Here is a 25133-nt window from a genome sequence, read left to right on the forward strand (position 1 = left end):
GTGCCGCTTCGTAATTATTACTCATCTTCTTCATCTTCAGCCTGATTAATCCCGCCTAAATCTTCATCATCATACAGCTGTTCAGATGGATCTCCAGGCGCAGGACGGTTGTCTTTTAATTCAAAATAGGCTTCCATGATGTCGCGGCCGATCCGGTTGGCGATCCCCCCGGCATCCTCTCTCTGGACACCGGGCACGACAATCGAAAAGGCGACCTCCGGATTGTCGTACGGGGCATATCCCACAAGCGTCTGGTTGTTCGCACTCTCTCCATCAACCGTAACCTGAGCCGTACCTGTTTTACCTGCTACATCGTAATCCAGATTTCTAAAGTAGGACCTTGCCGTTCCCTCACTGCCGTGCATAACCTGATAAAATCCCTGCTGTACACGTGCAAGATCCTGATCACTCATATCAATACGATTCAGGACTTTGGGTTCAAACTGTTTATTTAGTGCACCAAGTTCATGTTTATTTTCCCCGGGCTCCCTGATTTCTGTCACGAGGCGAGGAGCCACGCGGTATCCTCCGTTTGCAATTACTGACGTATATTGCGCAAGCTGGATAGGTGTATAGGTGTCATACTGTCCGAACGTTAAAAAGAGCATTTGCCCCGGATATTGGGTTGATCCTTTTAACCCTGTTACTTCACTGGGCAGGTCAATTCCTGTTTCCACTCCGAGACCGAACTGGGAATAATAATAGCGAAGTGTATTATATGCCCCTACATAATCTCCCCAGTTTGTGCCTGATACGCCGGGAATGTAGTTGATCAGACGCATCCCCACTTCAGCCATGTAAATGTTAGAAGAGCGTTCCAGTGCCTGTATATCATTGATTCGTCCCAGTGCTCGTACCGAGCTTATGGACGGCGTGTCCGGAAGCTGGTCGATGGTACGGTCTACAATTTGCTCCCCATGGGCAAAAACCCCGGTTTCGTAACCGGTGAGAACTGTTGCTCCCTTAATTGAAGAGCCTGCTTCAGTTGCAAACTGGGTGACAGAACTGTCATTTACGTTTTCACCGTGACCAACCATGGACAGGACATCCCCTGTATGAGGATCCATCATGACCACGTATGCCTGTTCATCACCTACAAATTGGTGTGCGGAACTTGAGATTTCATCAGCAACAATTTCTTCCACCCGCTGCTGCAGTTCCATATCAACACCGAGAATAAGATCGTTCCCGCGTTTACCCTGTACTTCTTCAGGGTTGCGGAGAAACTCACCAGAGCGGTCCATGTAATTATTTAAAGATCCGCTTCTTCCCCGCAGTACCGATTCATACTGCTGCTCCAGGTAACTGTTACCCACAAGATCATTTCTGTTATAGCCGTTCGCCAGATACTGATCAAGACTCTCTCGTTGAATGGAGCCCACTCTGCCGAAGATGCCTCGCAGACTGTCTTCGTAAGGATAGGAACGGGCGCTGTCCCGAACAATATCCACACCAGGCAGATCTTCCATGTTTTCCATTATTAATGCCGCTTCTTCATAGGTAACCCCACGGGAAACTTTATGGGGAAGATAGTTATATCCGGCAATAAACTCACGCCAGATGCCAAACACTTCCCACCCCTCATCTGTAATCAGATCCAGTTGCTCATCACCGATCCTGCGAAGCCTCTCTTCATAGGCCTCCTGGTCGTCCAGACCCAGATCTCTCTGTTCCTGGAAAGAGAGTACCTCATAAGGCTCATCGACAGTTAAAAGTTCAAGCATTACATCGTACTCTTCATTGCTTAAATCGTTAATCAGGAGGAAAAAATCCCTCATATCTCTCTGATTGGGATTTTCCTGTTCAACAGTAATGTACTGGTTCAGCTTTCTTGCAGTCTCCAGGATCTCCCTTGAAGACGTTCGTCTGTTCGTAAAAGTGACCGTGAGCTGCAGCTCATTATCGACCACCACATTACCATAACGATCATACATCAGCCCTCTTGGTGCTTCTACTGGTGAACTGATATTAATCGTCCTCTCAAGCTGTTCCTGGTAATCCTCCCCCTGCACAATCTGCACAAATCCAAGTCTTAATATAAGGGCAGAAAAAAGAATAAACACTACAAAAAACAGAATGTTAAGACGAACCGGCACATGAGCCTTAAGGTTGCTTTTTGATTTCCCCATATTCATTTCCTTTCTTTCCTGCCTGGAATCAGCTTCTCCAATTCCCTTTGTATAATAGCGAATTATTCTACAATAAATGGGTAAGATTCTGATCCGTTTTTCAGGCAAACATAAAAGAAAACCTGGCATGCCGCCAAGTTTAACAGAGCGGTGCACATCCGCTTGCTCTGGTCATGGTATGTATGTAAATAAGACACCATTCTTCTAATGGGGTCTCCACCTTTAAATTGAAAGCCCGCGAATGCGGTTATCTCCAAAGACATCACGAACCCGCGCTAAGCAGGTGGGTGCTCGCAGAAATGTTTCCAGCTTCCTCAGCTTACGAGGCATGCTGTAGACATTTCAATTTTGAACTCCCAATGTGAATTGGTGTTCGGTTCGAATTAGCTCGAAGTTCACCAACACCGCAGGCGCTCTTAAATTTCAACTTCATTATAGCATATTCGTGTTCTTTTTCAACACATTTAGCCGTCTTGATTATCTTTTCTTCATAACAGAAAACGTTTCCTTGTGTTCGGCATGGGGCAGCTGGATTTTTCTGACCACCCAGTAAATAATCGTGTGTCCTGCACCCAGAATGAGAAGCACAATTGGAATTCCCGGTCTATCTCCCATCAGGAGCACCGCACCGATAAAAAGGACAATCGACGTAATTCGTCCGAAGTTTAAGAACAATTCCCTTACAACGATGTATTCTACTCGCATTTCTGCGGCCTTCCATCCGTTTCCGATTACATCATAAGTAAGGGAAACATAAGGTACGAGTAGAAGCGGGTAAGCGATGGATACCACCACCCCATACGTTAACAGCAGAGCAAAATTGAGTTCAAATATAATGAGAAAAATGGCGCCGTAAAGCATAAGTCCGCCGATTAAAATGGCCCTTTTTCTGAGTGCCGGCTTAACAAACCGTCCCGTCAGATAATAACAGATAAAGGCTACTGCTGAGGCTACAAGCCCGTAAGTACCAAGAGCCAGTTCGCTCCCCGTTGCCACATAAATCCATACAACAATCAGAAAGATGAACGTCCCTTCCCGGAGTCCCTGGAAAAAGTGAGCATAAAGGATCGCCTTCCAATTCGAATCTTCCTTCTTCAAACTCCAAATGTCCTTCAGGTGATACCCGCCCTCTGCAGAACGCCGGTTCAGGAAAAAACTGAGTACAACCGCCAATAAAAAAAGACCGAGCGAAATGGCAAAGATAACACGGTATCCGGTCAGCTTTTCCATATGTGTGATAATAAATCCGGCACCAATGGGACCGATCATACCGGCAAACGAAGTGAGGATCCCAAGGAAACCATTAAAGAAATCCCTTGTTTCAGGCTCTGTAATCTCAAACGTGAGCACATTAAAACTGAGCCAATAGAAACCATAGCCGATTCCAAGAAGGGCACCGAGAACGAGCAGGTACTTCCCTGCGTTCTCTCCCATCATGAGAACGGTGGTAAAAAAGATACTCAGAAATATTACACCAAGCCTCAGGACAATAACACGATCGATCTTTTTTGCCCACCTGCCCGCAAGCAGGAAGGTAAGTGGCTGCAGAATCACAACAGCCAGATTGTAAAGAGCAATATCCACATACTCACCGGACTGTTTCCAAAGATAAACATTCACGAACGTATTGGAAAGTGCTATCCCCAGAGAATAAAGCCCTCCGATCAGGAGCAGCAGACTCAGGTCCCTATTCAGTTCGATGTCGCCGACAAGCGTCTGCAGAAATCGTTTCATGGCTGAACTCTCCTTCTCTCGTCACGTCCATTAGTGTGCCAAAAGAGAAGGGAGTTATTCTGGATTCAAAGACCGGTTTAACAATCCAACATTATTCTTAAAACTTCAGTATTTACAGTATTTTTTATCAACGAACGTGTATCGTAAGTAGTTAATTTCCGCTCATTCCATGCGTTCTCCGGGGCCGACGGAAGACCCCGTAGGGACGAGCGGTTACTTCACGAATATGCTTCGAAGCTAAATTTGCAGAGGAAGAAGCACGTTCTTTTTCCCGAGGAGGCTGCAGTGGTGCCCGCGGAAAGGGAGCGCAGTGAGAGAAAATCAACAACTGACTTTAACAGAGCCAAACAAAAAAAGCCCTCTGAAAGGGCCTGGTGTTACATTTCCTCAGTTCCTGTGCTTTTTTCCCAGTGAGAGTATGCCTTGCCGGTCAGACTGTCCTTCACCGTAATGGACTGCGGGAGTTCTGCATGATGAAAATGAATTGCAGCAGCGGGATTGGTCAGAGCCTGTGTGACCATCGCATCCGGTGCCGGCTTTTGTTCCCGCACGTGCACCGAAACGCCGCTCTCGGTTACGGTTACATCGTCCACATGCAGCGTATACCCCCCGGTAGGACGCATGCCCGTTGAAACGACAAGTACCCAGCCGTCAGAAACTTCAAATGCACGGTAGCCCTTAAGGTCCGTGTTCTGGACAAGTTGGGATAGATAGCTTTTGACTTCCGGGTAAGCAGCTGCTTCTTTTCGATCGAGAACTTTATAATCTGTCATTGCCGTCCCCTCCTGGTTTTTTTCTGTCTTACTCTCTTTTTTCCTGCTTTCGGATTCTTTTTCATTTTTCCCCATTTTCGGATCATCTTCCAGTGAGTCCTGCGCTGAGTCAGGTTCTTCGTGATGTTTTTCGTCTTTTGAAGAAGCGGTTTCATCGGACTCACTTTCTGTGGCTTCTTCACTCTCACTCTCTTCAACAGACCCGCTCGTATTCCCTGCTTCCTGACCGCATCCCGCCGCGAGCAGAAGTAGAAACCACGAAAGCAGAATCGTTTTTCTCATGGAAGCCACCTCCCTTTCTTAAAGTTGTTACTACTACAGTCGTATATTCCGGAGGCTTTGTTACAACACAGAAAAAAACCGTTCCGGCATGGCCGGAACGGTTTACTATCTGCTATTTCGCATCAGAATAACGTTTTTCAACTTCATCCCAGTTTACAACGTTGAAGAAAGCATCAACGTAGTCAGGACGCTTGTTCTGATATTTGAGGTAGTACGCATGCTCCCATACGTCTACACCCATTAAAGGCGTTTTCCCTTCAGAAAGCGGGGTGTCCTGGTTGAGCGTGCTTGTTACCTCAAGCTGGCCGTTGTTTACAACGAGCCACGCCCAGCCGGATCCAAAACGGGTAAGAGCAGCGTTTTTGAAATCTTCTTTGAACTTATCGAAGCTTCCAAATGCACTGTTGATGGCATCGGCAAGGTCACCAGTAGGTGCGCCGCCGCCGTTCGGGCTCATGATCTGCCAGAAAAGCGTGTGGTTGTAATGACCGCCGCCGTTGTTGCGTACAGGGCCGCGAACGCTCTCAGGAAGCGCGTCAAGATCAGTAAGAAGTTCCTCAATGCTCTTGCTCTGAAGGTCGGAATGTCCTTCAAGGGCACTGTTAAGCTTCGTTACGTAGGTGTTATGGTGCTTCCCGTGGTGAATCTTCATTGTTTCTTCGTCAATGTGCGGAGTTAATGCGTCATGTGTGTAAGGTAGTTCCGGTAGTGTGAATGCCATCTTAAATCTCCTCCTTGATTATAGTATGTAGCTTTTATGTGAATGAGGTGTACAAACCTCATCATCACCGTCTGCAGGACGCACGAAACGCGCAGAGGCTGTTCCGTTGCGCTCTACGTTTTTACATTACCAGATATACCCGCTCTATTCAAACGTTAAACACTTGGGGAAATCGTCTTGCTGTCATAGATGTAAAGCGGTCTCATATAAATAGGACGAGACCTCAATTGACAGAAAGGAGCATTTTCAATGACCTGGCTTGAAGCGCTCATTATCGGATTTGTACAGGGAATCAGTGAGTTTCTGCCGATTTCCAGCTCCGCTCACCTTCTCATTGCAGAAAGAGTGCTAGGTATATCCTACCACGACCCGACCCTTACGTTTGAAATTCTTCTTCATTTTGCTTCACTGCTTGCTGTTCTCGTCTATTTCAGAAAAGAACTTTTAAACCTGGCAGAGAACACGCTGAAGTATGTCTTAAAAAGGGAAAACGAACATAAAAATGATTTCCGCTTTGTACTGCTTCTTCTCATTTCCACCGTTGTCACGTTCGCAGTAGGAAAGATGCTGGAAAACACACTCGGAAGCGGCATTACAAATTTCTCTTTGATAGCAGCGGCATTAATTATTACAGGCATTTTTCTCGTATTTATTGAACACGGGGGGTTCAAAGAAAGAAAAGCGCAGGGAGATATTTCGATCCGGGATGCCTGCTGGATCGGGGTCGCTCAGGCAATTGCTGTTATCCCCGGCATTTCCAGAGCCGGGAGCACACTGGTTGGCGCTATGATGCTCGGACTAAAAAAGGAAGAGGCACTGCGGTACTCCTTCCTTCTCTCCATCCCCATTATTTCAGGGCTGACGCTTCTTAAACTTACCTCATTGGATACACTGGCTGATACAAGTATTCTGAGTCTGGGTGTGGCATTTGCAAGCGCATTTGTTTTTGCTCTCGCAGGCATCCGCTGGCTCATCAGCATGGTTCAGCGGACAAGGCTTTCCTATTTTGCGGTTTACTGTATCGCACTCGGCATCCTTGTCTGGGTCTTCTACGGGAATGAGCCAGCTGCTGTGTCCTCAGCTTTTATGCCCCAAGGGGGACGAATTTAAGGCGGGGATTGAGCATCTGATTCGGACTTTTCAGCTGGAGCTTTCCACCCCGGAAGTCCACAATCACTTCTTTATCAAAAAACACGCTCACCTGCGGATCAATGACGAAAGTTACGCTTTCAAGATCCGTAGTGAGTGTTTCGTACTTTCCGGGCTTTTCTTCCAGCTGTACAAGACGTGCTACACCACTCACCACACATCCGCATCCATCTGTATCGTGTTCAATCTCAATAATCGCTTCCTCCGCAACCGCAATGCGGTCGAGTAAAACCTTTTTTGCATCTTCTGTCACGTGTACTTTCATCTCAGTCACCTTCCTCTTCTGCTATAGTATGTCCCATGCCCTGTAGTGGCTCTGTTCAAACAGAGCAACCTTCCGCTGGCAATGCTACCCCACTCCACGCCAATAAAAAAGCGATCTCCATGTCACGAATACGGACACACAGATCACTGGATATGTAATATGGCGGAGGAAGAGGGATTCGAACCCCCGCGGGCCGTGAAGCCCCTGTCGGTTTTCAAGACCGATCCCTTCAGCCGGACTTGGGTATTCCTCCGTATCATTTACCGCCGCTTAAAACGGGGCTCATATGTATTAGTTGTATTGGTGGACCCTGTAGGACTCGAACCTACGACCGGACGGTTATGAGCCGTCTGCTCTAACCAACTGAGCTAAGGGTCCTGAAAATGGTAGCGGCGGAGGGGATCGAACCCCCGACCTCACGGGTATGAACCGTACGCTCTAGCCAGCTGAGCTACACCGCCGTAACAGTATTTCTTTTAAAGACAATGAATATCTTAGCATGCAATTACAATAGAAGTCAATTGTTTTTTTAACAGATCTGTAAAGATTAAGGATAATCACGCCGTATCCATTCAGAACTCTCTTATCATACACAAAAAAAGAAGGGGCGCCAAGTCCCCTTCTTCCTTTTTAACTAAATTTTTTCTGTTCAGTCCTCTTCCCCGATCACTGTTTCAGCAATGTTTACAGCGTGGTCACCGACCCGTTCAAGGTTACTGATCATATCAACGAAGATGATGCCGGCCGCACCGCTGCATTTTCCTTCGTTCAGGCGCATAATGTGCTTTTTACGAAGCTGGCGTTCCATTTTATCAATTTTCTCTTCCTTAAGCACAACAGATCTCGCTGCCATCAAATCATCGTTTTCAAGTGATTCAACAGCTTGTTTGAGCGTTTCATTTGTGAGTGTAAGCATCTCATTCAGGTCTTGCATTGCAAGATCCGAGATTTTTACTTTATTCGTAATTTGATATTCGGTCAGTTCCACAATATTCTCCATATGGTCACCGACACGCTCAAGATCCCGCACCGTATCCATAAGTGTAGAATGAAGCCTTGACTCATCATCGGATAAAGAGTTTGTTGAAATCTGAATCAAATAGTCTGTAATTTTTCTGTCAAGATTGTTTATTGCATCTTCAAACTGGTACGTGAGCTCGGCATGGCGTGTTTTTTTCGTTTCTACAAACATGCCGGCTTCCTCCAGTCCCTGCTGGGCAAGCTCAGCCATTCGAAGCGTTTCTTTCTTCGCCTGGCCTAGAGCTATGGAAGATGACTGGGTCACAATGGCAGGATCCAGATGCTGGGCTTTAAATTCAATTTCTGTTTCTTTGCCAGGAATGACCTTCAGAATAATCCAGGCGAGTATACCGACAAACGGCAGCTGAATAAGTACGTTTGCACCGTTAAAGATGCCGTGTGCGAATGCAATTTCCATTGCCGGGTTCAAATCAAGACGTTCACCGAGTGCTGCAATGAATGCAGTATAAGGTCTGATTATGATCAGAATGAGAATCGTCCCGATTACGTTAAAGATAACATGAGCGGCAGCTGCACGCTTAGCTGCAAGTGATGCACCGAGAGCAGCAAGCACAGCTGTAATCGTGGTTCCAATATTGTCACCGAACAGAACCGGCAGGGCTGCTGCCAAATCGAGAGCTTCCTGTGTATACAGCTGCTGCAGGAGACCAATCGCTGCTGTAGAACTTTGTACACTTACCGTAAAGATGATCCCGATCAGTACACCCAGAATCGGATTTTCACTCATGCTGATCGTCAGTTCACGGAAAATTTCAAGATCCCGAAGCGGGCGAAGTCCGTCACCCATCAGATTCAGACCGTAGAAGAGGGCACCGAACCCGAAAAATACCTGTCCAAAGTTGTTTGCTTTTTTATTTTTAATAAAGAAGATGAGAAACGTTCCGATTGCAAGAACCGGCAGAGCGTATTCGGAAATATTAAGTCCGATAATAAATGCTGTTGCAGTCGTACCGATGTTGGCACCCATGATGACACCAATCGCCTGTCTGAACGTTAAAAAGCCTGCATTTACAAGCCCGATAGTCAAAACTGTAGCCCCGGTACTCGTCTGCAGAAGCACCGTCACCATAATACCAGTAAGAACCCCCATCACCGGGTTTCTAGTAAACTTTTCAAGTATATCCCGCAGCTTGTCCCCCGCTACTTTCTGAAGTCCGTCACCAAGGAACTTGATTCCAAAAAGAAAAATTGCGAGACCGCCAATAAACATAAAAATTAATTCCTGTGTGTCCAACGCGCTCATCTCCTTAACCTGTCAGTTGTCTGATGTATTGTCTCTTCTATTTTGCGTTTCTGTCCAACGACTCCAACTGTACAGCGGCAGTATTAATGTTTTATTAATGAATTGTAAAGATTATATTAAGAATGAGAACCACTGTTAAAAAAACACAACAATTACAGTCAGAACCTCTTCAAAATAGTACTTAATATGTAAGGAAAGATTGTGCCCGCGTGAAAAATCGACTAAACTAAAAGAGGATTATATACATACAACACCCGTAAAGGAGTACGAGAATGAACATTTTCAAACAGTTTGTAGTAAGCCTCTACTCACCTTCGACCATTGCAAAATTCCGTCACCACAAAATTGGAAGGGCCATCGGCTATGTGTTCCTCCTTATGCTGATTGCGATCCTGCCGCTTGCAATTGTTGTCGGAACAACGTTTCACTCATTTGTTTCTGAACTTGACGACCAGCTTACAGATGACATCCCTTATTTTGAAATTCAGGATGGGAGCCTGCAGTCAAATGAGATTGATGAACCTTACATTAATGAAGAAGACGGCCGCACGCTGATTATTGATCCAAATGGAGAGATGACAGAACAGGATGTGATTCATTATGAAGATGCACTCGCTCTGCTGCAGGAGGATGCTGTCCTGATTACCGGCGGTGTACCACAGGAATCGATCAACTATAATGATTTCGGTTTTAATATCACAAAAGATGACGCACAGGATCTGGTAGAAGCCGTTTCCGGGCTGCTCCCAGTTATTATTGGCCTCATTGTCGTCCTTATGTACCTTTTCTACACTGCAAGTAAATTTATCGGCGTCACGTTCCTTGCCCTGATTGGACTGATTTTCAGAAAAACAGCCGGTCTCCCGAACCTGACTTATAAGCATCTATGGGTACTCTCGGCATTTACCGTCACGCTTCCAACGATGATTATCGCCTTGTTCAACGCGCTGCCGGTCGCCATCCCGTTTCAGTTTGCCATTTACTGGACCATCGCCATTGTCCTGCTGTTCCAGGTGCTTCGTCATATTCCAAAGCCTAAAAAAGAAGAAGACACAGATCAATCAGTGGAATAGTATTTGTTTGACCGGAGGCTCCCAATACCTCCGGTCTTACTTTTTTATTGAGAATATCTTTAAGTCAGTAACTGGTTAGCAGCTCCCAGCTGAAAGGGATATTTAATTACTATTTATAGGTATTTTCCTTATAATCGGTGTCACAGTGTATATTTTCGACAAAATTTGTCCCAATCTGGGACGTTTATGCTATATTTAAGTATGAACGAACAGGAGTGAACATTTTAACCGTCATAGCGAACGGTTGTCCGACGAATATTCATAATAAAAGTCATGTAATTCAATACATAATTGATATTAAAGGAGATATGTCCTATGATCGGAGAACGGGTGAAAAAATTTCGAAAAGAAAAAGGAATATCACTTACAGAACTTGCCCAGCGCGCCGGCGTGGCTAAATCCTACCTCAGTGCAATTGAACGGGGTATCCAATCCAACCCTTCTATTCAGTTTCTCGAGAAGGTTTCAAGGGTGCTGGGAATCTCCGTTGATCATCTGCTGCGAGACCGGTTGGAAAGTGGAACGGATGCCGGTTTCGGTGGTAGAAATCTTGATGAAGAGTGGGAGACCCTCGTTCGCGAAGCAATGGACTCAGGGGTTTCAAAAGAGGAGTTCAGAGATTTCCTGGAGTTTAATAAGTGGAAAATGAAGAAATAATTTAACCCTTCCCTTAAGGGTTTTCTTTTTTCGTGTACCAGTTGACTTTTCCTGTGCTCACAAAAAAAAGCACTCCGGCAGTACCGGAGGCGCAGGGAAATACGATTATCGACTAATCTCTTTATGTAGTTTTTTTGCCAGGAATAACCTTACCTCTTCAACACTTAATCCCTGCTCTCTTGCTTCTGTGATCAGCTGCACCCATTCCTCATCCCAATGCACATCATTCTGATCCGTTACCGGTTTCACTCCCAATCCCTCCTCAAGTTATTCCCCACTAGATAACCCGGCGGCCTTAACTGAACCACAGTCTTAGACCCGTAGCTTTGCGTCCCCCTCTTTCGAAAGGTTTGCCTTTAACTAGAGGTAGGATCATCCCTCTTGTCTGTTCAAATGCTCCTTTTCAACTGACCACTCACTTACCATTTCCAAATCTGTACATGACGTTTGTCCTGGTGAAACTTGTAGAAAAGACATACGAAATAGAACGTTTGATGTACGTCCATTATATATGATCACCTTGGAAAAATATGCAGAATATTGTCACACAAATAAAATTAGATCTTAAGACCCAGACTTACATTCACAGGCAATTGGTAAAGAACGTTAATCATGGAAAAGAGACAGTCTGCGACTGCCTCTTACAAAATTCCACATTTTAATTTTCCTGAACAATCACGATTCTGGTGCCGTCCACGCTGACGACTTTTATTTTCTCATCCGCCTGGATCCACTGATTGTCGGATGTGGCACTGTAAAGCTTTCCTTCGACTTCAACCGTGCCTGTCGGTCTGAAAGGCGTTTTCGTAACACCTGATTTTCCGACAAGCTCTTTATACGATTCATTCATCGAATTGTAGCCTTCTTCATCGCCAAGTTTGTCTTTTAGCGTCATTTTATCCCAAAGATTACGGGATGGGAACACTTTAGTGAACAAAAATGAAGTTGGTACTGCAAGAATCAAGGCAAACGCAACAAGCGTACCGTAGACCATTCCTGGAGTCGGCAGCGACAGACCCAGTATCATCAGAAGAACTCCGACGAGGGCAATTGTACCGTCTGTTGTCACCTTACCGTCAAATATGATCAATGCGAGACCGATCAGGTAAAGCAGAACCACCCACATACCAAGATCCGGCGAAAGGTGATAGGAAAAGTACAGACTCATGATCGCAATGCCGAGAATTCCGAAAAGCCCTTTGGCCCTGACCATGATTTCACCGAATACGAAAAGCGTGCCAAGAAAAACAACTAAAAAGCCTATTGTTGCAGATTCCAGCATATCCATCGGTTTTCCTCCTTACAATTAAGTGTTCATTACTTTAATCATAACAGAATAGTGCGTATAGGTTATATACGGAGGACTCATAGAAAAGGTTTCACACAATTGTCAAAGAGTAAAGAATGTTTTTTATCCTTACCAGTTTCAATCTTTATCATACCCTGTGACTGATTTATATGCTGAAAAGAGCTCCGCAATTGCGGAGCTCTGGTTGCGGAGCTTAATTTTTGGCTACGTTAAAGTCTGTTGTTGATTACCGCTCCCTGCGCTCCCTTTCCGCGGGCACCGCTTCAGCCGGTGCTGTTCCCGCAGGAGTGTCGCGCGTTCGCTTCAATCAACGATAGAAATATCAACAATGAGCTTTAACAGAGCTTAATTTTTAAACGGAATGATCACGTTGGAACTTACCCAGCTGCGGATTGCATCAATAAGCGAATTGAAGAAGTTAAGAATGGAGTCGATCAACCCCTGCCCTTCTTCACTCGCAAGAAATTCACTAAGGTTGTCGCGAATCTTTCCAATCTGATCCTGCACTTGGTTCCAGTCAATATCAAGGTTCTGCATGCGCTGGAACAATGAAACCAGGCCGTTCTTTTCATCTTCAGTAAGTTCAATTCCAAGCTCACGCGCAATCCGGTCGATGAGATCACGCAGATCTTCTTCAGTTTCTACGTTGCCCTCTGCTATTTCTTCCTTAATTCGTGTCATTAATTCTGCAGCCTTATCCACCCCTACGTTTTCCCCAAGCTGGGCGGTTTTGACCATTTCCTCATTGGCCACCTGCTTCTGCTCTTCCGGAATCACTTCATCAGTTGAAAGTTCGTAAGCTTTAATGAGACCGGTAAGTGCTGCCGTACCGCTGACGTTAAACGGAGCCGTCACGTAAATGTCCGCATCCTCCACGCCGGCTGTTACCAGGGCGTTGGCGTACATCGCTTCAGTTACCCAGTCAATCCTGTTCGTTTCCACATTAACTCCTTCGCCCTCTTCAAGAAGTGTAATTTTGGTTGAAGAAAGGGCATTTGTACCGATTCGGCTCGCTGATATATAATCTCCCAGGTAGTGATGCTCCTCTTCATTGGTTACTTCGACCAGCAATACCTCGTCTTCATTTACTTCCATCTCATCAAGAAGTTTAGACCGCTGATCGCTATTTAAATCTTCTCCGAGTGTAACAATTACGTCACCTGGTGCTGCATCGGCAAAACTGATACTCGCAAATGCGAACCATCCGGCAAACACCGCCATTGTACTTTTAAATAATTTTGATTTCATCTTTCTCATTTCTCCTTCCGGACTGCAGTGCAGTCTCTATCTATGTGTATAGTTTACATTTTTTTCTTATATTGCAAAAGACCTCTGTTAAGCGTCTTCCGCAACCGGTTCAGTTCCAGATAGTGTCAGCCTGAGCCAGACTGCAGCAACGGCGATGATTACAAGGGAGCGGGCAAACATCCCCCATTCATCAAACATCCACACGCTAAAGACAACTGGACCGAACGCTACCCCTAAAAACCGGATCATATGATAAAAAGAGACCACCATCCCCCTTTCACTAGATGAGACGGCAGTAGTTACGAGCAGGTTACAGCAGGGAAGCAAAAATCCGATGCCCGCTGAAACAGCCACCATATAAAGCAGTACTGCCAAAAATGAGTGCCAGAGAAGGGCAAGCGTCAGTGGTACAAGAATAAGGGCAAACCCCATTGTAAAATAAGTGCGGATTTCCCCTGCTTCTCCCCCCGTTTTCTTGCCTGAAATATAGGATGCGATCGTAAAGACCGTAAGGGGAATGGCAATAATAACACCTTTCAGGGCTCCTCCGTACCCGTAGATCCGTTCAATTTCATAGCTCAGGTAAACTAGAAGACCAAATAGAATAAAAAGTGCTGCCCCACCTGCCGCCATGACCGGAATAAGCCAGCGGCCTTCTCTTTTCACCGCACCGATGACAGTATCCAGATATTCTTTCCACTTCATTGGCGCCCGTGCCGGCGGTGCTTCGTGAATGTATTTTCCGATACCTATCATAGCAAGGATAGCCGTTAAAAAGTAAATCCAAAACGTGCTTGTCCATATCACAAGCGCTGCTGCAGCTCCAAGCAGCGGACTCAGTGCCTTACCGAGTCCGTTAAATACTTCCATTGCCCCAAGGGCGGTACTTCTCTTTCTGCCGGTAAACTGATCACCGATAAATGCCATAGCCAGCGAAGCCGTACCGCCCGCCCCAATACCCTGGATAAAACGGCCTCCCAAAAGCCACCTGTATGCGGCCGGTCCATAAAACAGAACAGCAATAGAACAGACTACACTGCCGGCGGCAATGGTAACCAGTGACCAGACAACTACTTTTTTTCTTCCGATCCTATCCGAAATGATCCCTGCAAACGGTATCGCAAGTGCTGCCGGAACAGAGAAAACAGTCAGGATCATACCTGACTGGAATGAAGTGATGGCAAGATCTACTTCCATCGTTGGAAGCAGCGGAATAAACATAGAATTACCGATCACCATTAAAAAAGGCAAAAGACCGAGCATAAAAACAATAATGCGTTCACGAGTGGTCATTTATCTTTCACCTGCTTCCCGTAAAAGTCTTGTGATGTTTTTTTGGATGGACTGTAATACCACATCGAAATCTCACTTGTTCTGAATTGAAATGGACAAGCATATTCTTTTTTAACAGATGTTTAATTGGAGGTGCGTGATGAAGCAGGTGCTTGTATTCGGACTTGTGGTGGTGCTGGCGTTCAGTGTTTATTATGATCTGACAGAAGGGACATTACCCGACCGGTCCGGTACCGGTGCAGCAGATGCGCCCGAATTGCAGGAAGAAACTCCAGGAGCTCAGGAGCAGGAAGTGCCCCCGCCGTTGGAGATCTCCTACCAGGAAGTGATTGTTCAATCCGGCCATACCGTATATACGATTGTCCAGGCCCTTCATCAGGGTCAGGTTATTGAAGCGAATTTTGAGCGGATTGTCACAGATTTTGAACTTCTGAATCCGCAGACCGATGCTCATGCTATCCAGACTGGCCAAACGTACCGGTTTCCAATTTATCCGGATCAGGCTCAACTGCAGAGCCAGAGGCCTTAACTCGATGTGAAGTCCTTGCCAGTATCGGGATGCGTTGATACAATATGTGAGGACACTATTTTCGAATTTTATCCATAAATATAAAGGGGCGATGATTCAGTGACCCAGATTACCCATCGCAAGAACACGCGCCCGGTACAGGTTGGTCCTCTAACGATCGGCGGAAGCGACGAAGTCATTATTCAGAGCATGACGATGTCAAAAACCCACGATGTTGAGGCGACCGTAGCGGAAATTAAGCGGCTTGAAGAAGCGGGCTGCCAGATTGTCCGTGTTGCCTGTCCGGATATGCGTGCGGCAGAAGCGATTCCTGAAATTAAAAAGCAGATCAGCATTCCACTCGTTGTGGATATTCACTTTGACTACAAGCTTGCTCTCAAGGCAATTGAAGGCGGTGCCGATAAAATCCGGATAAACCCCGGTAATATTGGACGCCGTGAAAAAGTTGAAGCGGTTGTCAATGCAGCGAAAGAAAAAAATATCCCGATTCGAATTGGCGTAAACGCCGGCTCACTTGAAAAACGGATTCTTGAGAAATACGGTTATCCTACTGCGGACGGTATGGTGGAGAGTGCTCTTCATCACATTAAAATCCTTGAAGATCTCGACTTCCACAATATTATTGTGAGCATGAAGGCTTCTGACGTAAGTCTGGCAGTTGAAGCGTATGAAAAAGCTGCCAAAGCCTTTGATTACCCGCTTCACCTTGGAATTACCGAATCCGGGACACTTTTTGCAGGTACCGTTAAAAGTTCTGCAGGCCTTGGCGTGATTCTAAATAAAGGCATCGGCAACACAATGCGAATCAGCCTGAGTGCCGATCCTGTGGAGGAAATAAAAGTAGCGAAGGAACTTCTCAAGACGTTTGGACTTGCGGCAAATGCAGCAACACTTATTTCCTGCCCGACGTGCGGCCGGATTGAAATTGACCTCATCAGTATTGCAAATGAGGTTGAGGAATATATACAGCAGGTGCATGCCCCGATCAAAGTAAGCGTTCTGGGATGTGCAGTTAACGGACCCGGCGAGGCTAAAGAAGCGGACATCGGTATTGCCGGTGCACGCGGAGAAGGTCTTCTGTTCCGTCACGGGGAGATCATCCGTAAGGTTCCGGAAGAAATCATGGTCGAAGAACTGAAAAAGGAAATCGACAAACTGGCTGAGGCTCACTATGAAGAACAGCGTAAAAAAGAAGCGGAAGCAGAGGCTGCAAAAGCAAAGCTTTAAGCTGTCACTTTTTTGACTCCTGTATATAAAAAGGGAGAACAAAAAAAGGGTGCCCCAGAGGTCAGAAGCCTCCGGGACACCCTTTTTTGGTGCTTTCCTGTGGAGCCATTAAGGCACCCTCCTGAATTTCAGGGGGTTAGAAGAACGGTGACATAAACAGACTGATAATAATCGAAAAGGCACCAATACCAATAGCCGTGTATCCCAGAGCAGCATGCCCTTTTGCCCGTGTAATAAAGCCGAGCACTATGGCGGCTGCACCAAGGATTACCGGCAGGAAGAACAGGCTGACAAGGGCGAGGGCCACACCGATGGCACCCATCCCTTTTCCATCATCTCTGGAGTCAGTGTCCTCAAAATCCGCTTCCCCATCGTCAGTATCTTCGTTAAAAGAGCTGCCGGCAAGTCCGGGATTAGGTACATACTCCGCTGATGTTTCTTCCTTGTATTCATGGCTCTCGTCGGTTTCACGGTCATAATAACCGTGATCCCGCTCTTCTTCCACAAGCCGCAAATCCGTGCGTGGTTTGCGTTCGTCCATGATCATCCCCCTCTTTTTCATCGGACGTAAGCTTAGTATGTGACGGGCTTAAGGGTCTGACCCTTTTCTTTGGTGTGTAAATAATGGAGATAGGAAGGTGTATCTAGATGACAAAAAATGTTTACAGATTCGGCATAGATATTGATGGTACGATTACAGATCCGGCTACTTTCATCCCGGCGATTAATGAGCACTTTGAGCGGGACCTGACACTTAATGACATTACCGAATACGACTTAAGCCGTGTACTCGGCATCAGCGGTGAGGATTTCTGGAAGTGGATGCAGCAGCACGAAGGCAGCCTATATGCATCCGCTGCCCTGGCAGCAGAGGCAAAGAAAACGCTTCTTGAATGGGAGCGCAAGCACGAATTGTTTTATATCAGTGCGCGAAACACACGGTTTACGGATTTGACGAAGACATGGTTTGATAAGCACGCACTCCCCTATCACCATATCGAACTTCTCGGCAAGCACGATAAAATAGATGCCGTAAAAAACCACGATGTGGATGCGTTTTTCGAGGATAAACACGATAACGCAGTCGGAATTGCCGAAGAATGCAGCATTCCGGTAGTACTTATGAATACCCCGTATAATCAGGATCCGGTTCCCGGACTCGTCCATAGGGTCAGCAGCTGGGCTGAAGCACGGGAAACCGTTCGCCGGCTGTTTGGTTAACACTCCTGGGTGCGCTAATGGGGGCTTTCAGCCCCCGCGTCCTCGTCTTTAAGTGATGAGTACAATTTGGTGCTCGCTCTTCGTCTCATTGCTCCCAGTCAGTCCTCAGGTTTAATACAATTTATCCCCTTTCTAATGCTTTCCACCCGCTTTTCATCGTATTTTAGTACGATACACAGTGAAGAACCTCTGCTTCCCCATCGAATCGAGATACCGAAAAAAACAAAACCGTCCCTCGGATGCGAAGAACGGTTCAGAAATATCCGATTATGCACCTGTACTGCTTCTTCTTTCTCCGCAAGCCCCGCAATAACCGTAAACTTCAAATTTGTGGCCGGTAATCGTAAAAGAGCTCTCTTCTTCACTGATCGTGTCCATCGGGCAGGTGTGGATGTGCTTTGTTTTCCCGCATTCCACACAGATCAGGTGATGGTGGTGATCATCAGTGGAACAGGCAAACCGGTATTTTTTCTCTCCTTCAAGCTCCGTCTCTTCAAGAATACCGAGATTTGAGAACAGACTCAGATTCCTGTAAATCGTATCAAAGCTCAGACCCGAATACGTTCCCTGCAGTGCCTGCAGCACATCCTTGGCCGCAAGATAGCGTTTTTCCCTCGAAAAGAGAGCGAGAATGTCCTCTCTTTTTCCGGTATGCTTGTATCCTTTTTCTTTCATTACGTTGAGTGCCTGTTCCAGATTCATTCGAGCGTCCCTCCAGTTATCAGATTAAGCAAGTCCCGTTCTGAAACGTTTTATCAAAACCGAAATGAGCAGAATAGTCACACCGGTTACGACAATCATCCCACCGGTAGCCACATTCAGATGATAGGAAAAATAAATACCGCCGATCATGGCCAGTTCACCAAAAATAATACCGAGAATAACCACCTGCCTGAAGCTTTTTGCCAGCTGGATACTTGCCGCTACCGGAAGCGTTACCATAGCCCCGACAAGAAGAATACCGACAACTTTCATACTCATGGAAATCACGATTGCAATCAGAACCGAAAAGAAAAAATTAATCCGGGTTACTTTAAGACCCGATGTTTTTGCAAACTCCTGATCAAATGAAATGGAGAGCAGTTCTTTATAAAAAGCAGAGAGTATGATTAGTGCAATAATGCCTGTAGCGATGATAAAACCGAGATCACCGATTGTAACAGTCACAATGCTTCCAAACAGGTAATTGTACCATTCATTATAAGAACCGCCCGACATACTGATCAAAATTGCTCCGAGTCCTACTCCGGAAGAGAGGATAATCGGGATGGCGAGTTCCTGAAAGTGTTTATAAATCTGCCGAAGCTTCTCCACCAGGAGCGAACCGGCAAGAGAAAAGACCAGGCCTGTATAAAGAGGATTCACAAATCCGAGCCACAAAGCCGACTGGCTGAGAAAAACACCTGCCGCAATCCCTGTGAGCGTAATGTGGGACAGCGCCTCAGAAATGATCGTAATTCTTCTTACAAGAAGAAAGGCTCCGAGGAGCGGACAGACAAACCCGATGATCAGTCCTGCAATTATACCGCGTTCTAAAAATGTCAGCTGCTGTAAAATTTCCATTTCATTCACACCTTCACTCTAGACCCGTTTTCGGGTCATCAGGACCACAATAATAAGAATAAAAACGTTAATCATAACGATTGTTCCACCTGGAGCAAGGTTCAGATGAAAGGCACTCACCAGTCCTGTAATCACAGAAAACTGGCCGAAAATGACCGAGTAGACAAACATCTGCTTAAATCCTTTTGCAAGCCGCATGGCAGAAGCAACCGGCAGTGTCATAAGTGACGACACGAGAAGAATGCCGACTATGCGCATTGAGGCAGCGATCACAAGTGCAACCATGACGATAAACAGAAAATGAAGAAATCGTCTAGGTATGCCGCTGACAACCGCCTGTTCCTCGTCAAAGCTCAAATAAAAGAGCTCTTTATAAAACAGGACGAGTACTAGCGTCACGACAATGGTAATTACGCCAATCAGGTGAAAATCCGACTGCCGGACAGCTGTAACACTCCCGAAAAGATAGTTAAACAGATCCGTATTAAAGCCGTCAGCCAGGCTGATGAACACTACGCCTATTCCGATTCCAGCAGATAGGATAATCGGGATGGCCAGTTCCTTGTAGTACTTGTAGGCCGTACGGAGGCGCTCGATCATGAGCGAGCCTCCTACGGCGAATGCGGCTCCCATGTAGACCGGATTAAGTCCTGCAAAAAGGGCATAGTGCCGTCCGAGAAGGAGACTGAACGCAATGCCGGAAAGGGTAATATGTGACAAAGCGTCCGCCACAAGGGCGAGCCGTCTAACAACGAGAAAAACGCCCAGAACAGGCGCGAGAAAACCGACCATCATCCCCGTATAGAGGGCATACGTTAAAAAATCGTACTGGAAAAATACACTAATCACGGCTCTGCCCTCCGGGATCGTGATCATGGTCATGAGGATGATCGTGATTATGCGTGAGGACCTGCACATCGTGTCCGTACATACGTGACATCATATCTTCTTCCTGCTCTTCATACGTTTTCGTATCACCATGGAAATGAAGGTGCTTGTTCAGACAGGCTACATCCGTTACGAACTCTGTCATGGCACCGACATCATGTGTCACAAGAATCAGGGTAATACCCTGGTTCACATTGAGATCCTTCAGCATGTCGTAAAAGCGTTTCACACTTTTGGCGTCAACTCCAACGGTCGGTTCATCAAGGATCAGCAGTTTCGGTCGGCTTACGAGTGCCCGGGCGATAAACACGCGCTGCTGCTGACCGCCGGAAAGCTGGCCGATATTGGCGTTCATATACTCTTCCATACCCACCTGCTCAATAGCATTTCGTACTTCCTGTTTGTGTTTTCTTGTCAGGAATCGAAAAAGTCCCACTTTCCCATACAGCCCCATGGATACAACTTCAAACACGGTTGCCGGAAAGCCGCTGTTAAAACTGTTTGCCTTCTGGCTCACAAAGCCAATATCACTCCAGTCGTCAAACCTGGAAAGCTGTTGACCGAACAGACAAATTTCTCCTTCATCCGGCTTTAAAAGCGACAATAGACACTTCACAAGCGTGGACTTTCCTGACCCATTTGGACCGACGAGGCCGAGAAAGGATCCTTCGGTAATTTTAAGGTTAATATCCTCAAGGACGTTTCGTCCGTTATAGGCAAAGCTTAAATTGTTAATTTCAACTGCTGGTTTTGTTTTGTTCATTAGTCACACCACGTTCCTCTGTACCGTACGTTCCTAATAGAAATCAGCCTGAATCTCAGCTGGAATTTAAGAACGATTCCGATTTATATCTTATACGAGTATACAGGAGGGTCATTTGTTTGTAAACAAAGCCGTTTTAGCCTGCATCACTTCTTTCATCACGACTCTGGAGGTATAATGGAAACAAGAAACTCAAGCAGGGACGTGAATAGTGATGATGCAGCAGACCGCCATTATTGACCTTGGCTCAAACTCCATCCGCCTCGTTATTTTTGAAATCAGCAAAAACGGATGTTATCGGGAAATCCAGAATTTAAAAGTTGTTGCCCGCCTCAGCTCTCATATTGATGAAAGCGGGGCATTATCGAAACAAGGGATCATCATTATCGAAAAAACGCTTGAACGGTTCCGGACGGTCATGAAGCAGTACGACGTAAAAGAAGTACGGGGAGTCGCTACTGCTGCTGTAAGAAACGCTGCAAACCGCCGGGAAATCGAAAAGCTCCTGAAAAGCCAGAAGGGAATGAATTTTAAGGTTATATCTGACCGTGAAGAGGCATGGTACGGGTACCTTGCCGTTGTTAATTCAACAGATATTAAAAATGGAATTACGATCGATATCGGCGGCGGAAGTACTGAAATTACGGTTTTTAAAGACCGAGAAATGATACATTACCACAGCTTTCCTTTTGGTGCGCTGACGCTGAAGAAGAAATTCATGAATGAAGACCGCCCCTCTGCTGCAGAGATTAAAAAACTGGACCACTTCCTAAAGGACTCATTTGATTCACTATCATGGCTGAAAAAGGAAGGCCTTCCTGTTATCGGTATTGGAGGCAGCGCCCGTAATGTTGCTCTTGTTCATCAAAATGAGATCAATTATCCGCTGGCAGGACTTCATCAGTTTGAGATGAGCCCCACGGAAGTGGAGACGGTATTTATGAGGCTGAAAAAGCTGCCGCTGAAAAAGCGGCAGCAGGTTGATGGTCTCTCCAAGGACCGTGCAGATATTATTCTCCCTGCCATGTACGTCATTGCCTCCCTTCTTGACTATACAGGTGCAGACAGTTATATCGTAAGCAACAAAGGTCTTCGGGAGGGAGTCTTCTTTGAATCACTCTTAAAGGAAATGGAAACGACCCTTTTTCCAAGTGTTACAGAAGAAAGCTTTTTCCAGCTTGCTCAGGATTACAACCTTGATGCTGTCCATCACCGCCATATCGCTGTTCTCGCTGCTTCTCTTCTTCATGACTTGATGATGACAGGACGTGAAAAACTTCACGACGATGACCTTCACCTCCTGCAGCTTGCTGCACGGGTCTTTTATATCGGTGAAACCGTTCATCCGGAGGCCCGTTCACAGCATACATTTTACCTATTGACCAATCAGTCGATCGATGGTCTTTCCCATTCCCGCCGTCTGGCAATTGCTTTAATTGCATCATTTCGAAACCGGTCTCTTTTTCATCAGTATGCAGCACCATACAGGCAATGGGTATCACAAAAGGAGCTTACCCGTTATGAAAAGCTTGGATCCATTTTGAGACTTGCATATGGACTGGACCGGTCGAAAATGGGAGCTGTAAAAAGTGTTAAGGTTACACCCGGGGAACCAGGAAGATTGACTCTGAAAATGAAGACCGTCAAAGAAGGGTATTTTGAAGAATTTCACGCACAGAAATACAAAAAGCACGTAGAGCGTGCATTCGGAAGAAAAATCGACGTCTCAGTTAATCATCACTAAACGTTTACCTTTCGGTCATGAAATTAATATTGACTTCATATTCGTCTGCTACACTCGGGTTAAACTGATGCAGGACGGTGACGGGCAATGACGAAAAATGTACTCAACGAGGTGAGCGGACAAGTGGATTTAAACAACCCCGCTTTTTATAACAATAGAGAACTGAGCTGGCTCGGCTTCAACCAGCGAGTGCTGGAAGAAGCTGAAGATGAAGAAAATCCGCTGCTCGAACGGATGAAGTTTGCTGCTATTTTCAGCAGTAACCTTGATGAGTTTTTTATGGTCCGGGTAGCAGGACTTAAAGATCAGGTGAAAGCAGGCTTTAACAAACCTGAGAATAAAGCAGGACTGACGCCAAAACAACAGCTCCATAAAATCAGTGAACATAACCACAGGCTCATTTCCAGACAGGACCAGTTATTTACGAATACGCTTTTGCCAATGCTTAATGAAGAAAATATTCATTTCCTTTTAATGAAGGACCTGACGAGGGAACAGCAGACTTATATTGAGAAACGCTTTGATCAGTATATCCTCCCGGTACTGACTCCAATGGCAATCGACGCTTACCGCCCCTTCCCCATGCTTTTAAACAAAAGTCTTAATCTCGCTGTTGTGTTGACGGGAGATCGCGAGAAGCTCGCGATCGTTCAGGTTCCTGCTGTTCTTACCCGGTTTATTGCAGTGCCTCAATCAGAAAAAGAGAAAACGGAATTTGTTCTTCTGGAAGATGTGATCAGCTATTTTATCGGACGTTTGTTTACCGGCTATTCCGTTAAGTCCGTTTCACCTTTTCGGATTACAAGAAATGCTGATCTGACCATTCACGAGGAAGGGGCAAGAGATTTGCTCCGGGTAATCGAAAAGGAACTGAAAAAAAGGAAATGGGGTGCCGCTGTTCGTCTGGAGATGCAGCGCGGAAAAATGGACGAAAAAGTTCTCACATTTTTTACGAGTGTGCTTGAAATTCACAGCGGTGACGTGTATGAAACCGATAGTCCTCTCGATCTGACGTTTCTATTCTCCCTTTATAAATTTCTCGCACCGGACCATGAACACCTGGTAAATGAGACACTCATTCCAAAATCGCCTGCCGATCTTCTAGATGAAGAGGACATTTTCAGTGCCTCATTAAAACGGGACTTATTTTTTCATCATCCGTACGAGTCGTTTCAGCCTATTGTAGACTGGATCACAAAAGCAGCCAAAGATCCTTCCGTACTTGCCATTAAGCAGACACTTTACCGTGTGAGCGGAGATTCCCCGATTATTAACGCATTGGCTGCAGCAGCGGAAGAAGGCAAACAGGTCACCGTTCTTGTGGAGCTTAAAGCTCGTTTTGATGAAGAAAACAATATCCAGTGGGCGAAGAAACTTGAAAAGTCAGGTGTACACGTGATCTACGGAATTACCGGGCTTAAAACACACAGTAAAATCACACTAATCGTGAGGCATAACAAAGGAAATATAGAACGTTTTGTCCACCTTGGGACCGGCAATTATAATGATTCCACTGCCAAACTCTACACTGATATGGGGATCATCACCACGGACGAAGCATTTGCTGATGACGCCACGAACTTTTTTAATCATCTTAGCGGCTTCAGCAGAAAACCAAAGTGGAAAAAGATCTTTACTGCCCCCTTTGGAATCCGGGACGAATTTATCCGTCTGATTGACCGTGAAATTGAACTTCACAAACAGCACGGAAACGGTCGGATCATTGCAAAAATGAATTCATTGACCGATAAGCCGATTATCCTGAAACTCTATAAAGCAAGTCGTGCCGGTGTGAAAATTGATCTGATTGTCAGAGGGATCTGCTGTCTTAAACCTGGTGTAACGAATGTGAGTGAAAATATCTCGGTACGGTCTATCGTTGACCGATTTCTGGAACACAGCCGCATTTTCTATTTTCACCAGAATGGAGCTGAAGCAATCTTCCTCTCCTCTGCTGACTGGATGACAAGAAACATGGAGAAGAGAATCGAGATTCTCTTCCCAATAGAAAGCCCACGCTGTAAAAAACGAGTACTTCAAGTTCTGGACATTACCCTTGAGGATAACCGCAAAGCAAGAGTGCAGCTTCCCACAGGTGACTATATCCACAGAAGCTGCTCCGATTCCGAAACGCCGCTTCAGAGTCAGCTTGTCTTCCACGAACTGGCTTCCGAACTGGCTGATAGTGATGATGATTAGAACAACTACACTCCCGCTCAGTCACTGGTTAATACAGAACATCTGACAATGCTTTCTCTATCCAGGTACGAAAAAGGACCCG

At 45.9% G+C, this 25133-nt stretch carries 23 protein-coding genes, 3 tRNA genes, 1 other RNA gene and 1 riboswitch; of the genes, 8 read left to right on the forward strand and 19 right to left on the reverse strand.

Translation table 11 applies throughout. The annotated features are described in order from the left end of the window. Window positions 1-17: 17 nt before the first annotated feature. The 5 genes from CR205_RS08660 to CR205_RS08680 all read right to left on the reverse strand — a co-directional run bounded on the left by CR205_RS08660 (window position 18) and on the right by CR205_RS08680 (window position 5639). The gene (locus CR205_RS08660) at window positions 18-2129 is read right to left on the reverse strand and encodes a peptidoglycan D,D-transpeptidase FtsI family protein (protein WP_110519774.1); all 2112 of its coding nucleotides are present in this window, start codon (window positions 2127-2129) and stop codon (window positions 18-20) included. Window positions 2130-2357: 228 nt separating this feature from the next. Continuing rightward, window positions 2358-2545: non-coding RNA, 6S RNA (gene ssrS / locus CR205_RS08665), on the reverse strand. A 61-nt stretch (window positions 2546-2606) separates the two neighbouring features. Then, window positions 2607-3863 carry an MFS transporter gene (locus CR205_RS08670; RefSeq protein WP_110518700.1) on the reverse strand — a complete coding sequence of 419 codons (1257 nt, stop codon included), beginning with the start codon at window positions 3861-3863 and terminating at the stop codon, window positions 2607-2609. Window positions 3864-4240: 377 nt separating this feature from the next. Then, window positions 4241-4918 carry a protease complex subunit PrcB family protein gene (locus tag CR205_RS08675; RefSeq protein WP_110518701.1) on the reverse strand — a complete coding sequence of 226 codons (678 nt, stop codon included), beginning with the start codon at window positions 4916-4918 and terminating at the stop codon, window positions 4241-4243. Between the two features lie 112 nt (window positions 4919-5030). Continuing rightward, window positions 5031-5639 carry a superoxide dismutase gene (locus CR205_RS08680; RefSeq protein WP_110518702.1) on the reverse strand — a complete coding sequence of 203 codons (609 nt, stop codon included), beginning with the start codon at window positions 5637-5639 and terminating at the stop codon, window positions 5031-5033. A gap of 249 nt (window positions 5640-5888) precedes the next feature. On the opposite strand from CR205_RS08680, the gene CR205_RS08685 reads away from it, so the two are divergent. Continuing rightward, on the forward strand, window positions 5889-6749 hold the full coding sequence (locus tag CR205_RS08685) for an undecaprenyl-diphosphate phosphatase (protein ID WP_110518703.1): 861 nt from the start codon (window positions 5889-5891) through the stop codon (window positions 6747-6749). On the opposite strand, the gene CR205_RS08690 is transcribed toward CR205_RS08685, so the two are convergent. The 5 genes from CR205_RS08690 to CR205_RS08710 form a co-directional block, all read right to left on the reverse strand. Then, window positions 6724-7053 (reverse strand): iron-sulfur cluster biosynthesis family protein, encoded by a 330-nt coding sequence (locus CR205_RS08690; protein WP_110518704.1) that lies wholly within the window; start codon window positions 7051-7053, stop codon window positions 6724-6726. The two genes, CR205_RS08685 and CR205_RS08690, sit on opposite strands and share 26 nt — an antisense overlap. Window positions 7054-7213: 160 nt before the next feature. Then, window positions 7214-7306, reverse strand: a tRNA-Ser gene (locus CR205_RS08695). A gap of 48 nt (window positions 7307-7354) precedes the next feature. Next, window positions 7355-7431, reverse strand: a tRNA-Ile gene (locus tag CR205_RS08700). Between the two features lie 6 nt (window positions 7432-7437). Beyond that, window positions 7438-7514 (reverse strand) — tRNA-Met (locus CR205_RS08705). A 188-nt stretch (window positions 7515-7702) separates the two neighbouring features. Beyond that, entirely contained in the window at window positions 7703-9337 is a 1635-nt protein-coding gene (locus tag CR205_RS08710) for a Na/Pi cotransporter family protein (protein ID WP_110518705.1), read from the reverse strand. Window positions 9338-9609: 272 nt separating this feature from the next. On the opposite strand from CR205_RS08710, the gene CR205_RS08715 reads away from it, so the two are divergent. Beyond that, window positions 9610-10410, forward strand: coding sequence for a DUF1189 domain-containing protein (locus tag CR205_RS08715; RefSeq protein ID WP_110518706.1), 801 nt, complete (start codon window positions 9610-9612; stop codon window positions 10408-10410). A gap of 315 nt (window positions 10411-10725) precedes the next feature. Next, window positions 10726-11067 (forward strand): helix-turn-helix domain-containing protein, encoded by a 342-nt coding sequence (locus tag CR205_RS08720; RefSeq protein WP_110518707.1) that lies wholly within the window; start codon window positions 10726-10728, stop codon window positions 11065-11067. A gap of 105 nt (window positions 11068-11172) precedes the next feature. Here the strand turns inward: CR205_RS08720 and CR205_RS08725 are convergent, their stop codons facing one another. The 4 genes from CR205_RS08725 to CR205_RS08740 form a co-directional block, all read right to left on the reverse strand. Next, window positions 11173-11316, reverse strand: a complete 144-nt coding sequence (locus tag CR205_RS08725) for an anti-repressor SinI family protein (RefSeq protein ID WP_110518708.1) — start codon at window positions 11314-11316, stop codon at window positions 11173-11175. Between the two features lie 28 nt (window positions 11317-11344). Beyond that, window positions 11345-11432, reverse strand: a riboswitch (cyclic di-GMP riboswitch). Window positions 11433-11725: 293 nt separating this feature from the next. Then, window positions 11726-12355: an NfeD family protein gene (locus CR205_RS08730; RefSeq protein ID WP_110518709.1), complete on the reverse strand. Its 630-nt coding sequence runs from the start codon at window positions 12353-12355 to the stop codon at window positions 11726-11728. 366 nt (window positions 12356-12721) lie between these two features. After that, complete coding sequence (locus tag CR205_RS08735; RefSeq protein WP_110518710.1) at window positions 12722-13624, reverse strand: DUF1002 domain-containing protein; 903 nt, start codon at window positions 13622-13624, stop codon at window positions 12722-12724. Between the two features lie 87 nt (window positions 13625-13711). Further along, a complete protein-coding gene (locus CR205_RS08740; RefSeq protein WP_110518711.1) occupies window positions 13712-14917 on the reverse strand; it encodes an MFS transporter in 1206 nt (401 codons plus the stop codon). Window positions 14918-15056: 139 nt separating this feature from the next. Between CR205_RS08740 and CR205_RS08745 the strand changes: the two genes are divergently transcribed. Both CR205_RS08745 and ispG read left to right on the forward strand, forming a co-directional pair. Beyond that, window positions 15057-15446 (forward strand): hypothetical protein, encoded by a 390-nt coding sequence (locus CR205_RS08745; protein ID WP_110518712.1) that lies wholly within the window; start codon window positions 15057-15059, stop codon window positions 15444-15446. A 99-nt stretch (window positions 15447-15545) separates the two neighbouring features. Further along, window positions 15546-16673, forward strand: coding sequence for a flavodoxin-dependent (E)-4-hydroxy-3-methylbut-2-enyl-diphosphate synthase (ispG, locus tag CR205_RS08750; protein ID WP_110518713.1), 1128 nt, complete (start codon window positions 15546-15548; stop codon window positions 16671-16673). A 136-nt stretch (window positions 16674-16809) separates the two neighbouring features. Here ispG and CR205_RS08755 read toward each other — a convergent pair whose 3' ends face one another. Next, window positions 16810-17214: a DUF4190 domain-containing protein gene (locus CR205_RS08755; RefSeq protein WP_110518714.1), complete on the reverse strand. Its 405-nt coding sequence runs from the start codon at window positions 17212-17214 to the stop codon at window positions 16810-16812. Window positions 17215-17321: 107 nt separating this feature from the next. Here CR205_RS08755 and CR205_RS08760 point away from each other — a divergent pair, with 107 nt between their 5' ends. After that, window positions 17322-17894 (forward strand): hypothetical protein, encoded by a 573-nt coding sequence (locus CR205_RS08760; RefSeq protein WP_110518715.1) that lies wholly within the window; start codon window positions 17322-17324, stop codon window positions 17892-17894. A 267-nt stretch (window positions 17895-18161) separates the two neighbouring features. Here the strand turns inward: CR205_RS08760 and CR205_RS08765 are convergent, their stop codons facing one another. Genes CR205_RS08765 through CR205_RS08780 form a run of 4 tightly spaced genes read right to left on the reverse strand, consistent with a single transcriptional unit; the run spans window position 18162 to window position 21108 of the window. Next, window positions 18162-18596, reverse strand: coding sequence for a Fur family transcriptional regulator (locus CR205_RS08765; RefSeq protein ID WP_110518716.1), 435 nt, complete (start codon window positions 18594-18596; stop codon window positions 18162-18164). Window positions 18597-18620: 24 nt separating this feature from the next. Further along, window positions 18621-19457 (reverse strand): metal ABC transporter permease, encoded by an 837-nt coding sequence (locus CR205_RS08770; protein ID WP_110518717.1) that lies wholly within the window; start codon window positions 19455-19457, stop codon window positions 18621-18623. Window positions 19458-19475: 18 nt separating this feature from the next. Beyond that, the gene (locus tag CR205_RS08775) at window positions 19476-20306 is read right to left on the reverse strand and encodes a metal ABC transporter permease (protein WP_110518718.1); all 831 of its coding nucleotides are present in this window, start codon (window positions 20304-20306) and stop codon (window positions 19476-19478) included. Continuing rightward, entirely contained in the window at window positions 20299-21108 is an 810-nt protein-coding gene (locus CR205_RS08780; protein ID WP_110518719.1) for a metal ABC transporter ATP-binding protein, read from the reverse strand. The genes CR205_RS08775 and CR205_RS08780 overlap by 8 nt, the downstream gene beginning before the upstream one ends. A gap of 214 nt (window positions 21109-21322) precedes the next feature. Between CR205_RS08780 and CR205_RS08785 the strand changes: the two genes are divergently transcribed. Next, entirely contained in the window at window positions 21323-22852 is a 1530-nt protein-coding gene (locus CR205_RS08785) for a Ppx/GppA phosphatase family protein (protein ID WP_110519776.1), read from the forward strand. 87 nt (window positions 22853-22939) lie between these two features. Then, window positions 22940-25051, forward strand: a complete 2112-nt coding sequence (locus tag CR205_RS08790) for an RNA degradosome polyphosphate kinase (RefSeq protein ID WP_110518720.1) — start codon at window positions 22940-22942, stop codon at window positions 25049-25051. The last annotated feature ends 82 nt before the right edge of the window (window positions 25052-25133 follow it).

Source organism: Alteribacter lacisalsi (assembly GCF_003226345.1).
GTDB classification, from domain to species: Bacteria; Bacillota; Bacilli; order Bacillales; family Salisediminibacteriaceae; genus Alteribacter; species Alteribacter lacisalsi.